Below are 13,602 nucleotides of genomic sequence, written 5' to 3'. Positions count from 1 at the left end.
TGTTTAGGGTCAGCCGATCTTTTTTGCTTCTTCGCGCAGTACGAACTTCTGGATCTTGCCTGTTGAGGTTTTCGGCAGGTCTGTGAAGACAACAGTTCTTGGTGATTTGAAGCTGGCCAGATGCTGTTTGCAGTAGGTTACGATATCGTCTTCCGTCACACTGCTGTTCTCTTTCAGCTCCACAAATGCACAGGGAGTTTCGCCCCACTTGTCATCGGGACGGGCAACCACTGCTGCTGATGAGATTTCCGGGTGTTTGTAGAGAACTTCCTCGATCTCAATGGATGAGATGTTTTCACCTCCTGAGATGATGATGTCTTTGGAGCGGTCTTTGAGCTGGACGTATCCGTCTTCATGCTGAACGCCCAAGTCACCTGAGTGAAACCAACCGCCGTTGAAGGCTTCCTGTGTTGCGGAGGGGTTCTTCAGATACCCCTTCATCACAACATTGCCTTTGAACATGACCTCTCCAATGGTTTCTCCATCAGCAGGGACTGGTTTCATGGTTTCGGGGTCGAGAACAGCGAGATCCTGCAAAGCGACGTAATTAACGCCTTGTCTGGCTTTCAATGCAGCTTGTTCTGATGTTGGAAGTTCATTCCAATGGTCGTGCCATTCGTTGACGACGTCTGGGCCATAGACTTCTGTCAGCCCATAGAGATGGGTAACATTGAAACCTTCCTGTGCCATCGCTGCAAGAACAGCTTCAGGCGGTGGTGCTGCGGCGGTGAAAAACTCGACATCATGGGTGAGTTTGCGCTTTTGGTCCTCGGGGGTGTTGAGCAGTGTGGACATTACGATTGGAGCACCGCAGAGGTGTGTGACTTTCTCATCTGCCAAGGCATTCCAGATAGGGGCTTGTCGTACTTGACGAAGGCAGACATGCGTTCCGGCAACGAGGGACAAGGCCCATGGGAAACACCAGCCATTGCAGTGGAACATTGGCAGTGTCCAGAGATAAACCGGTTTTTTGCCCATGGCTGCGGTGATGATGTTTGCTTGCGCAAGAAGGTAAGCACCACGATGATGATAAACGACACCTTTCGGGTTTCCTGTTGTACCCGACGTGTAGTTGAGTGTGATTGCATCCCATTCATCCGCGGGAAGTTGCCAGTCAAAATCAGCGGAACCGCTGGCAATCAGCTCCTCGTATTCCAACTCTCCAATTGCGGGCGTTGATTGAGGGAATTCTTTGTCGTCGTAAAGCACCACTTCCGGCTTCACCGCTGCCAGTTCCAATGCTTCGGCCATGACTTTCGAGAACTCACGATCAACGATTACGAGCTTGCTCTCTGCATGGTCTAGCTGGAATGCGATTATAGCGGCATCAAGGCGGGTGTTGAGTGCGTGGAGAACGGCTCCAGCCATCGGTACGCCGTAATGAGCTTCAAGAATGGGTGGTGTGTTGGGCAGCATGACAGACACGCAGTCATTCTTGCCGATACCACGCTTTTTCAGGGCGCTCGCGAGTTTAATAGAGCGCTCATAGAACTCCTTATAGGACCTACGAATCTTGCTGTGAATGATGGCTGTGTGGCTTGGAAAAACTTTTGCAGCTCTCTCCAAAAAACTGAGTGGGCTTAATGGCGTGTAATTTGCTTCAGTTTTTGGGAGGTCTTTGTCGAAATATGATGTGTTTGGACTATTGTTTTTCATGAAATTCCCCAGGCATTCAACTTCCGCTCAAGAGAACTGCGAAGATCCGTTGAACTGGCTATCAGCTTTCCCAAGATAGTTATTGGCTCCGATGAAGAGCTTGGAATTAAGAGTGTCGCATATTTTGATATATCTGAGTATAGGCGTAGGGGGTAGTTCAGATGACTTAGATGTTAGTCTGAGGATCTTCTTGTTATTAGACTTTCAACTATAAGTATTTTTGAGATGTTTTGTGGATTGGTGTCGATATATTCGGCGAATTTAAATGCGGTGGTTGCAACTGGTGCCTTAACTTAACGGCAAAGGTGAAATCTTGTTGCGTTTTTGGGCAAGACAAACGCTCGCGACAATTTGCAACACCTCAGAAGTCTTCCCCGTTTGCCTTTCGATTTGTAATGTCGACCTGTCTGATAAAAGAATAAATCGCGACCCGTTTGATACGGCGAGTGATGAACAAGCAGGGCTCGCATGACCGTAGTGACACCAAATCGACAGGGGAAGATCGCCTTATTCTTTGGCGTGGTTTTCTGCGCGATTACCGTGGCTCTGACGGGTTATATTTTCACCCTCGGACCACAACGATCACAGGATGCGCAGTGGTTTGTGTTGTTGGTGGCATTCCCTGTTCTGATCCAGCTGTATCTCAATCGCGCAGTCATTCTGAGTCACTTCCGCGATCATTGGTATCTTTGGGCCATATCGACAGCTGTTTGTCTGGTTGTCGGGCTCCAACTCAACTTTGGTCAGCTCAATTCGACAGGTAGTATGGCAGATCAGCTGCGTACCTATTTCTTCTCGTGGGTCGAAGGGCAGCCGCCAAGCTCAGAATATGCGGGTAATCCATCAGATACCTATAACGCAAAGCAAGTTCGATATCGGATTGTTTCGCCCGCGCGTGGGGATCTGGATCTGACCGATCCCTCTGGTTTCTTTCATAACCGAGTGACCTGGAAGACAATGCCGGATGCTGCTTTCGAGGTCGACGGGCCGTTTGGTCTGATCAAGCGCGTGCTTTATGATGGCTTGGGTGAGCGCGACTGAGATCCGTAAATTGCTCAACGCAAAGCAACGAAGTCATTGAGTGAGCTAGCTGCTGGCTTGCGCTTTGTTCTATTTCTGCATCGCATTAGAAACCTGATGCGCCATCCCAAATCAGTTTGAGTGCGATAACAAACAGGGCTGTATACGTGATCTTGTAGAACAGCACTTTGTTGATGTGTTTTACGATCTTGATTCCCGCCAATGTCGCCAGAGGGGCAAGCGGGAGCAATACAAGAGATGTTGCGATGTTCTTGGCGTCAAACTGGCCAAGGGCGAAGTAAGGCAGCACTTTTGAGAAATTTACGACCGAAAAGAAGATAACCGCGGTGCCTGCCATGACTGGTGGTGCCAGTCTGAGTGGCAGGACATACATCTGAAAAGGGGCGCCGCCTGCGTGTGCGATGAAACTGGTGACACCAGAAACAGTGCCCCAGAACCCTCCTAAAAGCACATTCTGAGGCTTTGGCGGTTTGTTGGCTTTGTTGTTGAACCAATAATCGAGCACAAAGACCAAAGCGATTGCACCAGTGACCAGTCTGATGTGGGTTTCAGAGATGTAGGCTGCAGCGAAATAGCCGATCAGGGTTCCTGTCAGGCCAGCTGGTATGAGAATGGCCAGTGTTTTCCTGCAAAAGATGGCCCGGTAAGAGATAAGACCGACTGCATCCATGACTAGCAAGATCGGGAGGAGTATTCCTGCTGCCTGCACAGGTGGAATTGCCAATGACATAAGCGGCACACCGACAAGGGCGAGGCCGCCTCCGAATCCTCCTTTGGCCATGCCAACAATGAAAACAGCGGGTATTGCACAGAGGTAGAAGAAGGGATCAGTAATTGGCAGCATGATTTGTTTCCCGCAGTGGTGCAGGCAAGTCCTTTTTATTTAAGAGGAAACTAAGAAATAGGCGGGTTGAAAACTATAGGGTCATCTTTAGTTATAAGCCGATTTTCTAATATAGCAAAACTTGCCTTTAGGGCATTCAGGGCCCAGTCTTAGCCGAACCTGTGGACAGGTACTATGCAGGGGTGCATAGGAGGAGAGCAGCTATGACGAGCCGATACCACGACATCTACAATGGATGGAAAGAAAACAAAGAAGCCTTCTGGGATGAAGCTGCTAAGGGCATTGACTGGTTCTCGCCCTACACCAAGACATTCGATGCTTCGCAAGGAACATATGGACGATGGTTTGTCGGCGGTGAGTGCAACACCTGCTACAACTGTGTTGATCGCCACGTAGAGCATGGCCGCCCAGGACAGCCAGCGATCATCTACGACAGTGCTGTGACTGGTGAGAAGCGCACCTACACGTATCTTGAAGTGCAGGAGCAAGTGGGCGCCATGGCTGCGCTGCTGCGTGAGAAGGGCGTTGAAAAAGGCACTATGGTGCTGATCTATATGCCCATGATCCCTGAAGCGACGTTTGCAATGCTCGCCTGCGCGCGGCTTGGTGCGATCCACTCTGTTGTATTTGGCGGTTTTGCGGCTCAAGAGCTTGCTGTTCGTATTGAAGATTGTAAGCCTCAAGCTATCATCAGTGCGTCTTGCGGCATCGAGCCGGGGCGTGTGGTTGAATATAAGCCGCTGCTGGATCGCGCCATTGAACTGTCCTCTCATAAACCTGATTTCTGTTTTATTCAGCAACGCGAGCAAAAGGTTGCTGGCCTCTTTGAAGGCCGTGACTTTGATCTGGGCGAGCTGATGGAAACTGCGGTGGCAGAGAAGATGACCACTGAATGTGTTCCTGTTGCTGCGACTGATCCACTTTACGTGCTCTATACTTCTGGTACGACCGGACAGCCGAAAGGTGTGGTGCGTGACAACGGCGGGCACATGGTTGCGCTCAAGTGGTCTATGGAGAACCTTTACGGCATTGATCCGGGTGAAGTGTTCTGGGCTGCGTCTGATGTGGGCTGGGTGGTTGGCCACTCTTACATAGTTTATGCGCCGCTGCTTCATGGGGCCGCGACTATTCTTTATGAAGGTAAGCCGGTTGGAACACCGGATGCTGGCGCGTTCTGGCGGGTGATCTCAGAGCATTCCGTGGTTTCGCTGTTCACTGCGCCGACCGCTTTCCGGGCGATCAAGAAAGAAGATCCGGAAGGTAAGGAGCTGGCGAAGTACAGCATTGCTGGGCTGCGGTCGCTGTTCCTTGCGGGAGAGCGAGCCGATCCAGATACCATTTTGTGGGCAGAGAACCTGCTCGGTGTACCTGTCATCGATCATTGGTGGCAGACAGAGACTGGCTGGTGCATCGCTGGTAACCCTCTTGGCCTTGGTAAGCTGCCCATCAAGCTGGGCAGTTCCACTGTCCCGATGCCGGGATATGATATGCATGTGCTGGACGACGAAGGTAATGAGCTTGGAGCGGGTGAACTTGGCAACATTGTCGTGAAACTGCCGATGCCACCGGGATCGCTGCCAACACTTTGGAATGCTGATGACCGGTTCAAGGAAGCGTATCTCACAGAGTTCCCCGGCTATTACAAGACGGCAGATGCTGGTCTTATGGATGATGACGGCTATCTCTTCATCATGGCTCGTACCGATGACATTATCAACGTGGCTGGGCACCGCTTGTCTACGGGTGGCATGGAGGAAGTTCTTTCTGAGCACCCGGATGTGGCTGAGTGTGCCGTGATCGGGATTGCCGACAATCTCAAGGGCCAGTTGCCATGTGGTTTTGTCGTTCTGAAGAGTGGTGTTGAAAAACAAACTGCTGTGATTGAGAAAGAGCTGGTTGCTCTGGTGCGTGAAAAGGTTGGTCCTGTTGCTGCCTTTAAGCTGGCGATTACCGTTGAGCGCCTTCCCAAAACGCGGTCTGGCAAGATCCTTCGAGCGACCATGCGGAAGATTGCAGATGGTGAAGAGTTCAAGATGCCAGCAACAATTGATGATCCTGCTATTCTCGAGGAAATTGCTGAAGCGATCTCTGTTCGCGGAGTGGCATCTGTTAGCTAAATTCAGAGGAGCTAAGCAGTTTTACTGGAGAAGTGCATCGACATGTTTAGGCTTTGAGATTATGGTCGGCGAAATTTCGGCATTGCCAGAGGTAACTTCAAAGTGAAACTAGAGAAGAAAGTTGCGATTGTAACCGGTGGCGCTCAAGGCATCGGCTACGCTATTGCGCAGCGTTTTTTGCAAGATGGCGCCAAAGTCATGATCTCCGACTCCGATGAGCGGGCCGGTGAAGCGGCTCAGGAAGCTCTTTCCGAGTTTGGGCATGTGGCGTTCTGCCATTGCGACGTCAGCGTTCGCCTTGATGTGCGCAATATGGTTGCAAACACTCTGGATGAGTTTGGCGACATTGATGTGCTGGTTAATAACGCTGGCATTACAGCAGCTGGTGATTTTCTTCAGCTTTCTGAAGATGATTTTGACCGGGTTTTACGTGTCAACTTGAAGGGTGCATTCCTGTGCTCTCAAGCTGTTGCACGGCATATGGTTGAGAAAGTTGAAGAGGGCGGTTCTGCTGGCTCAATCATCAATATCAGCTCCGTAAACAGTGTTCTGGCGATCCCTGATCAGGTTCCTTATACGATCTCCAAGGGTGGCTTGAACCAGCTGACGCACGTTTCGGCTGTGGCGTTGGCAAAGCACGGCATTCGTGTGAACGGTATTGGGCCTGGCTCCATTGAGACACAGATGCTCAAGAGCGTTGTGCAGGATGCGAGCAAGATGGAAACGGTTCTTTCCCGGACTCCGCTTGGCCGTTTGGGACAACCTGCTGAAGTGGCTAGCATTGCTGCGTTCCTCGCTTCAGAAGATGCGAGTTATGTTTCCGGGCAGACCATTTATGCTGATGGTGCGCGCATGCCGCTGAACTATACAGTGGATGTGAGTGAGCCTGAGTAAGCTTCGCAGATAGATAGAATTGAATAAGCCGCGCTTGATGAAAGCGCGGCTTTTTTATGAGTGTTTTTGTCTGAAAACCAGAAACGCTTTTCGGGAGTGCGCCCTAGCTTGCTTTTTCCTGAGAGTTGAGCGCTTCTGCTCCAATCTCAAACTGCATTCTGGCGAGTTTTGCATAAAGGCCGTTCTGAGCGACCAGTGTGTTGTGGGTGCCTTCTTCCACGATCTTCCCACCGTCCATCACAACGATACGATCTGCTTTGAGGACCGTTGCCAGACGGTGTGCGATAATCAGCGTGGTCCGGCCTTCCATAAGCTTATCGAGCGCTTTTTGAACAATGGTCTCGCTTTCGGCATCCAGTGCGCTGGTGGCTTCGTCCAGCAGCAAAACAGGGGCGTCTTTCAGAATGGCACGAGCGATCGCGATCCGCTGTCGTTGGCCTCCTGAGAGAGTTACCCCGCGCTCGCCAATGAGTGTGTCATAACCGTTTTTCATGTTGTTGATGAAGTCATCAGCCAACGCGAACTTTGCAGCTTCAACAATTTGCTCTCTGGACGCGACCTCTTTGCCAAATGCGATGTTCTCTGCAATTGAGCTACCGAAAATAGCGGTGTCCTGAGGGACCAGAGCGATGTGCTCGCGTAAGTCTCGTGGATCAGCAGAGTTAAGCTCGATGCCGTCGAGTGTGACTTTACCTGCAACCGGATCGTAATATCGCATCAAGAGCTGGAACAGCGTGGACTTGCCAGCGCCACTCGGGCCGACAATCGCAACTGTTTCGCCCTTCTTGACGGAGAGGTTCAAACCCTCCAGGACGCCAGCTTCTTTTGCTGTTGGGTAATGGAAGTCGACATCATCAAACTCGAGCTCGCCAATGGCAGGAGAGGGGAGAACGACTGGATTGGTTGGTGCATTGATTTCGGATGGGACATGCAACAGTCCTGTAATGCGGTCTGCTGCACCAGCGGCTTTTGCCAGTTCGCCCCATACCTGAGAGAGTTCGCTCATAGCCCCGGCAGCAATGATGGAATAAATGAGGAACTGTGTGAGCTGACCGCCACTCATACGGCCATCAATCACGTCCAGTGCGCCGACCCAGAGTACTGCCACAATGCTTGAGGCGATGATCAGGATGATTGTAGCAATCAGGAATGCGCGAGCGCGGGTGGCAATGAGAGCGACTTCGTAGGTTGTCTCGATATCTCCTGCAAACCTGTCTGAAACGCTCTTTTCATTGGTGAAAGCCTGCAGTGTGCGAATGGAACCAAGCGCTTCTGTTGCGTAAGCAATTGCATTTGCCAGAGTGGATTGTGCATGGCTGGTTCTGTTGCGAACCGCACGGCCAAAGCCAAGCAGAGGCAAGACAATGAGTGGGATTGCAAGCAGCACAAACAAGGAGAGGCGCGGGCTGGTGATGACCATCAGGGTTGTTGAGCCAGTGAACATCAGCAGGTGTCGCAAGGCAATAGATGCACTGGCTCCGAAAGCTGACTGAATGAGGGTCGTATCGGCTGTCAGGCGCGAAATGATCTCACCGGACTTCGTCTTGTCGTAAAACGAAGGAGACAAGTATGTGAGGTGACGGAACACATCTGATCGCAGATCTGCCACGACTCGCTCACCAATCATCATGACCATGTAGTAACGAAGAGAGCTGGTGAGAGCGAGCAGTGCGATTACAAAAATAATGACAATGAAATAGTCGTCAATCAAGTTGGGGTTGTCGCCGGTAAAACCGTAGTCAACCATGTAGCGGACGGCAATTGGCAGTACCAAAGTGAGGCCAGCTGCCGCCAGCAGAGCAAAGGTTGCCAGAACCAGACGGGCTTTGTGCCTTAAAAGATAAGGGAAAAGTGTTGCGAGTGGACGCAAGGTCTTTTCCCGATTGTTTGAGTCCCGCTGGCTCATGCCACCCCCGGATATCTGCGAAATCATTTAAGTTTATCGTATGATGCAGTAGATGTGTCCCGATAGTTTTAATTGCAAGCGCTTTCTCTGGTTTTCTGCGGGCTGTACCCTCTTGTTTCCTCGGTTTGGATGGGGTATAGACCCCTTCACAATTGTGCCGTTCTTGGAAAAGTGCGGCTTCTTTCTACCGATGCTTCAGGCCAGCCCTAAGCCCATCTTTTGATTGAGGCGGCTCAGCCGTTGCTGACAGGACAGTTTAGTCATGAAACAGGACATTCATCCAGATTACCACACCATCACTGTAAAACTCGTTGATGGTTCCGAATTCACCACCCGTTCTACTTACGGTAAAGAAGGTGACACCCTGCAGCTCGACATCGATCCGAGCTCCCACCCAGCATGGACTGGTGGTGACCGTCAGCTCATGGACCGTGGCGGTCGCGTGTCCCGCTTCACCAACAAGTTTGGTGGCTTCCTGGGCAAATAATTGCTCTGAAGTTTGCGAAATTAAAAAACCCGAAGCGTTTGCTTCGGGTTTTTTTGTGCGCGTTTGAGGAGTGCGCAGGGTTGCTAGCGGAGTTCGACGCTAGCGAAACTTATCAGGCTATTTAAACGCTGCTGTGATTTGAGAGAGCTGATCACCCACTGGATTGGAGGTGTTTGCCGCTTGCTTGCGCAGGAGCTCCTCCTTGAGCATGCTATCGACGTGCTTGATGCGTCTTTGCAGATGGAATGAGGTCTCGATCAGGGTGCGAAGTGTTTCAGGCAGGTCTGGCCAGGCCGGGTTCTGCATTTCCTTGGTCGCATTATCGACGCGGATCTTGTTTTTCTCATTCTGAGCTTCTGCTTGTACAATCTCACCATCATTGACTGCCCGTTGCAGCAGAAGCCAAGATGCCATCTGCATGAGGCGTGTGGTGAGGCGCATGGACTCGGTTGCGTAGGCGAGAGACGCGGCGGAGCCAAGAGCTTTGCTCTGTTTCCTTCCCGGACCATCAAGATAGGATGCAGTGTCTTCAATAAGGCCCATGCCTTCGCGGAAAAGCTCCGTGAAGTTTTGGGAGGACATGAGCCGTTGCGCAAAGTTGAAGGTGTTCTCTGGCCCTGTTTCAGTTTTGAATTCACCCATCTTAAAAATCCCTTCAATAACTGCGTTAGGTTTCTCTCACTCGCGTCCTTTAAAATCCCAGTCTGAAACAATTACGGCTCGAAAATTGATGTGAGCCTTTTGGAAAGAATAAAACTGTCTCGAAATGGAGCAAGAGATCTTACTTCAATCTGAGCGGAGCAAAGCCCGTGCCAACTCATGGTTGTGAATAGAGTGATTAAACCGTGATTGGGTGTTGCCTGAGCAGAAAAAAAAGAGCCGCATCGGTGCGGCTCTGAGGTGTTTTAACAGGGAGGCGTCAAGCAGAGTGAATGTTCACTCTGGTTCCAGATCAACTGGAATAACTAGGTTCTAATTTAAAATGGTTAACTATAGGTAAACTATAAGTATCCAATTAATTTATTTGCAATTTGTAGCTTGCATTTATATGAATTTGAGTAAGTTTTTGTTTTAAACTTTGTTTGATTACTTAAAGAAGCTTTCAGCTGATGAGTTGGCGCTTGATTTTGTTTCGATCTCATTCTCAACGCGCACGATCTCTGCCTTAAGCTGCTCAAGACGCTCATTTAATTCGTGGATTGAAAGGTTCGTGAGGGGCTTTCCCACCATTACCCCGGAGGTTGCTGGGCGAGGTGTGTCATCATCATTGAATAAACCCATAGCGTTTATGAACTCCTTGTGTTGGCCTTTGGGGTATTCTCTTCATCACAAAAGCGAGAATTCACCTTTGGTGGGGTAGACGGGCACTTGTTGCCAACTATTCTTTACCTAATTGAGAAGGTGAGCAAGCAGCAGTTTCGCTATTTGCAAAAATCGAGGCAGCTTATGACAGTAGATGATCGTTCAGCACAAATGAAAGCCGTTGTTATGAATGGCGTCGGGGGTTCGGAAGTTCTTGAAATTGCAGAGGTTGATGTACCTAGGCCTGGTGTGGGTGAGGTTCTGATCAAGGTTCATGCTGCGGGTGTCAATCGACCGGATGTCATTCAGCGGACGGGAGCATATCCGCCACCTCCCGGGGCTTCTCCTTTGCTGGGATTGGAAGTTTCCGGTGAAATTGTGGAGTTGGGAGAAGGTGTTGCTTCTCAGAGCTTAGGGGGGCGGGTTTGTGCGCTGACGCCGGGTGGTGGGTATGCGCAGTATTGTGTTGCGCCTGCTGCGCATGTTTTGCATGTGCCGGCGGGGATATCTATGGAGGAAGCCGCTGGCATTCCAGAGACCTTCTTTACGGTGTGGTCTAATGTTTTTGACCGTTTGGGGCTTCAGTCTGGTGAGAAGTTCCTTGTTCATGGCGGGTCTTCCGGGATCGGGACAACAGCCATTCAGTTGGCAAAGGCCTTCGGTGCTGAGGTGTTTACAACGGTTGGGTCTGATGAAAAAGCTCAGGCGGTTCGCGAGCTTGGGGCGGACTATGTGATCAACTACCGGACGACCGATTTTGTGAAAGAGATTGGTAACATCACAGCTAAGCAGGGGGTTGAAGTGATCCTTGATATGGTTGGCGGTGATTACGTTGAGAAGAACTGGATTGTTGCAGCGGTTGACGGGCGTATCTGCCAGATTGCGACGCTTCATGGACCTTCGGAAAATGTCAACTTTAGCCGATTAATGATGAAGCGGCTGACGCACACCGGTTCAACACTGCGGCCACGGACCAACGCGTATAAAGGTCAGATCGCTGATGCTCTTCGTGAGAAGGTCTGGCCATTGCTGGAAACCAGCCGCGTCAAGGTGGTTCTGGATAAGGTCTTTGATATCAGCGATGTAAAGGCCGCGCATGACAGGATGGAAGGTTCCGGCCATACCGGAAAGATCATCCTCAAGGTTGGCTAGGGAAAGTGCATAGGCCGGTTTTGAATTCTCACAGGTTTCCTAAAGATGGTGGAGGCCCGTGTTGATCTGGTTTGCTTTTGGGAAAATGTGAGCGTATAGTGCGCTCAAGTTTCCCAAAAACTCTTATGGAATTCGGCTTCGCCACCTTTGATTAGGCTGTGGAGCACTCAGGAGGGATTTATACAATGTCCAACGCGCCGCTTATGCCAAAGGCAACAGCCGTATGGTTGGTAGATAACACCGCTCTTGGCTTTGATCAGATTGCTGCGTTTTGTAAGCTGCATCCGCTTGAAGTGAAGGCGATCGCTGATGGTGAAGCTGCTCAGGGCATCAAGGGTATGGACCCTGTTCTGGCTGGTCAGCTGACCCGTGACGAAATTGAAAAAGCGTCGAACGATCCGCGCTACCGTATGCAGATTTTCGAGTCCAAAGTGCGTGTTCCTGAGAACAAGCGCAAAGGTCCTCGTTACACCCCTGTTTCGCGTCGACAGGATCGCCCGAACGCAATTTTGTGGCTTGTACGTTACCATCCTGAGCTGCTTGATGCTCAGATCATGCGTCTTGTTGGCACAACCAAGCCGACGATTGAAGCAATCCGTACGAGAACGCATTGGAACTCTGCGCATCTTGATCCGATGGATCCGGTCACTCTGGGTTTGAGTTCTCAGATAGAGCTGGACATCGAAGTTGAGAAAGCTGCGAAGAACGCTCCGAAACCGATTGAGGGTGAAGAGCCGCAATCCCTTCTGCCTGTTGATGAAACAACAAGCGAAGAAGCAATGGCTGCTGCGTTTGCGACACCTGCGCCGAAGACCCGTGAAGTTGAAGAAGCCGTGGATGCAGATGCTGTGTTCGCGAACTTCAAATCCACTGGTGACAGCGATGAGGACGAAGACGAGCGCTAAGAGCGTCTTTAGAGCGAATTCTTATCATTTGATTGAACTCAATCAAATGGAACGCGCTTGGAAGGGGCATAACTCTAAAAGAGCTTGCCCTGCCTTTGTTGGATAACATGAAAAGCCGCTGCCTGTTGGGGAGCGGCTTTTTTCGTGTTTGCGTTGCTATGTGAAACTTTGCGTTATTTTGCGTTTTTTACGTTCTGGCCGCGTTGCTGTGTTGATTGGCTTCAGACTGGACGGGGGCTGAGTTTTCGCTGGTAGAATGCAGCTAACTGCTACCGGGGAAGTTATTCCCGTTGCTAAGGGTTATGCTATAACTTCAATATGGCTTGTGATTTTGTCTGGCTTGAGTGTGTGTTCGTAGCGAGGCTAACGCTTTCAAAGCTGTAATAAGGATCGTTTGTTTTTAATCTGGATCACAATATCTGCATCCATCAATGCAACGATTTTAACCAACGCTAAAACCTAAGCCTCATATGTACTACCCGACGAGTTCAAAACTGCGCCCTAAATCTGTTTAGAAGGCAGATCTAAGTCGGTATCGATGCTAGTCGTACTATCGCGCTTGCTACTTGTTGCCTGTGTTGCGTTGCCATTCTCGCAGTTAATATTCGGCTCGCGGACCTGAGGTTGTTTTTTCTTCCGTGTGCGCCGAGCCTTTAGGTAAGCTGAAAAAGCATGCGCTATCGCTAACTCGGATAGGAACATGAACTTGATATACTTTTGTGCTGACATGGCGCTCGCTGGTCCTCCTAAGTTCCTCGTAAGTTTATAGGAGTTTCTGTAAGACACAAGAAGAGCGCTTGCCAGGAAAGGAGCGTGAGAATGGCTACGAGTTTGGCCTCTTCCTTACCAGCTGCACCACCACGCCAGCTTCCAAAAGTGAGACAGTGCTGACCAAAGCTTTGCTGGGCAATGACAGCACCTACTTTGTCATCAAGTCCTGGCGCTCAAAGGTGGGTAAGGCAGAGATTGTGAAGTGGGCGTGTTATCTGTCCGGTGTGAAGGTGTGTGATAGCCGGATTGAGGGAAGAAAGTGTCCGTGAGCGCAGTGAGGTGGGCTTTGCGTATCAATTTGGCGGAGGCTGGCAAGAAAGTATCTTTTGTGAAAGCCTGAGCGTAAGAAGTCAGCGGGCTTTTGAGATCTTCAGTTTTTCTTGCTTCGCTCTATTCTTGGTGGATTCTTCAGAACGCGTGAGAGCTTTGGCTATGGCCTTTAAACTCATCCCCTTTGTCGCCAGCAAATGCAGCTTCCGAATTTCCTCAGGGGTCCACGCTTGGCGGTGGCGTTCAAAACGATCTGC

General features: G+C 50.5%; 12 protein-coding genes. 7 read left to right on the top strand and 5 right to left on the bottom strand.

Translation table 11 applies throughout. The features are described 5' to 3' along the window. Positions 1-9: 9 nt before the first annotated feature. Complete coding sequence (locus PsAD37_RS25705) at positions 10-1,656, bottom strand: acyl-CoA synthetase (protein ID WP_063298501.1); 1,647 nt, start codon at positions 1,654-1,656, stop codon at positions 10-12. Positions 1,657-2,124: 468 nt separating this feature from the next. Between PsAD37_RS25705 and PsAD37_RS25700 the strand changes: the two genes are divergently transcribed. Further along, complete coding sequence (locus PsAD37_RS25700) at positions 2,125-2,697, top strand: hypothetical protein (protein ID WP_063298500.1); 573 nt, start codon at positions 2,125-2,127, stop codon at positions 2,695-2,697. Positions 2,698-2,782: 85 nt separating this feature from the next. Here PsAD37_RS25700 and PsAD37_RS25695 read toward each other — a convergent pair whose 3' ends face one another. Continuing rightward, on the bottom strand, positions 2,783-3,541 hold the full coding sequence (locus tag PsAD37_RS25695) for a sulfite exporter TauE/SafE family protein (protein WP_063298499.1): 759 nt from the start codon (positions 3,539-3,541) through the stop codon (positions 2,783-2,785). Between the two features lie 203 nt (positions 3,542-3,744). Between PsAD37_RS25695 and PsAD37_RS25690 the strand changes: the two genes are divergently transcribed. Next, positions 3,745-5,658, top strand: coding sequence for a propionyl-CoA synthetase (locus PsAD37_RS25690; RefSeq protein WP_063298498.1), 1,914 nt, complete (start codon positions 3,745-3,747; stop codon positions 5,656-5,658). Positions 5,659-5,760: 102 nt separating this feature from the next. Then, entirely contained in the window at positions 5,761-6,552 is a 792-nt protein-coding gene (locus tag PsAD37_RS25685) for an SDR family NAD(P)-dependent oxidoreductase (protein WP_063298497.1), read from the top strand. 103 nt (positions 6,553-6,655) lie between these two features. On the opposite strand, the gene PsAD37_RS25680 is transcribed toward PsAD37_RS25685, so the two are convergent. After that, on the bottom strand, positions 6,656-8,458 hold the full coding sequence (locus tag PsAD37_RS25680; RefSeq protein ID WP_208992089.1) for an ABC transporter transmembrane domain-containing protein: 1,803 nt from the start codon (positions 8,456-8,458) through the stop codon (positions 6,656-6,658). 262 nt (positions 8,459-8,720) lie between these two features. Here PsAD37_RS25680 and rpmE point away from each other — a divergent pair, with 262 nt between their 5' ends. Continuing rightward, the gene (rpmE, locus tag PsAD37_RS25675; protein ID WP_008551475.1) at positions 8,721-8,945 is read left to right on the top strand and encodes a 50S ribosomal protein L31; all 225 of its coding nucleotides are present in this window, start codon (positions 8,721-8,723) and stop codon (positions 8,943-8,945) included. 117 nt (positions 8,946-9,062) lie between these two features. Here rpmE and PsAD37_RS25670 read toward each other — a convergent pair whose 3' ends face one another. Together PsAD37_RS25670 and PsAD37_RS25665 are read right to left on the bottom strand one after the other, a co-directional pair. Continuing rightward, a complete protein-coding gene (locus PsAD37_RS25670) occupies positions 9,063-9,587 on the bottom strand; it encodes a DUF1465 family protein (protein WP_063298496.1) in 525 nt (174 codons plus the stop codon). A gap of 444 nt (positions 9,588-10,031) precedes the next feature. Then, complete coding sequence (locus tag PsAD37_RS25665) at positions 10,032-10,226, bottom strand: DUF1192 domain-containing protein (protein WP_063298495.1); 195 nt, start codon at positions 10,224-10,226, stop codon at positions 10,032-10,034. Positions 10,227-10,391: 165 nt separating this feature from the next. Here PsAD37_RS25665 and PsAD37_RS25660 point away from each other — a divergent pair, with 165 nt between their 5' ends. From PsAD37_RS25660 to PsAD37_RS25645, 3 genes are all read left to right on the top strand, one after another. Next, on the top strand, positions 10,392-11,399 hold the full coding sequence (locus PsAD37_RS25660; protein ID WP_084408122.1) for an NAD(P)H-quinone oxidoreductase: 1,008 nt from the start codon (positions 10,392-10,394) through the stop codon (positions 11,397-11,399). A gap of 185 nt (positions 11,400-11,584) precedes the next feature. Continuing rightward, on the top strand, positions 11,585-12,304 hold the full coding sequence (locus tag PsAD37_RS25655; RefSeq protein ID WP_057462016.1) for a DUF1013 domain-containing protein: 720 nt from the start codon (positions 11,585-11,587) through the stop codon (positions 12,302-12,304). A 797-nt stretch (positions 12,305-13,101) separates the two neighbouring features. Further along, positions 13,102-13,344, top strand: a complete 243-nt coding sequence (locus PsAD37_RS25645) for a hypothetical protein (RefSeq protein ID WP_063298493.1) — start codon at positions 13,102-13,104, stop codon at positions 13,342-13,344. Positions 13,345-13,602: the final 258 nt, after the last annotated feature.

The organism is Pseudovibrio sp. Ad37 (assembly GCF_001623075.1).
Taxonomy (GTDB): Bacteria; Pseudomonadota; Alphaproteobacteria; order Rhizobiales; family Stappiaceae; genus Pseudovibrio.
The sequence above is the reverse complement of the archived record's forward strand: the minus strand, read 5'-3'. Positions and strand labels throughout refer to the sequence as shown.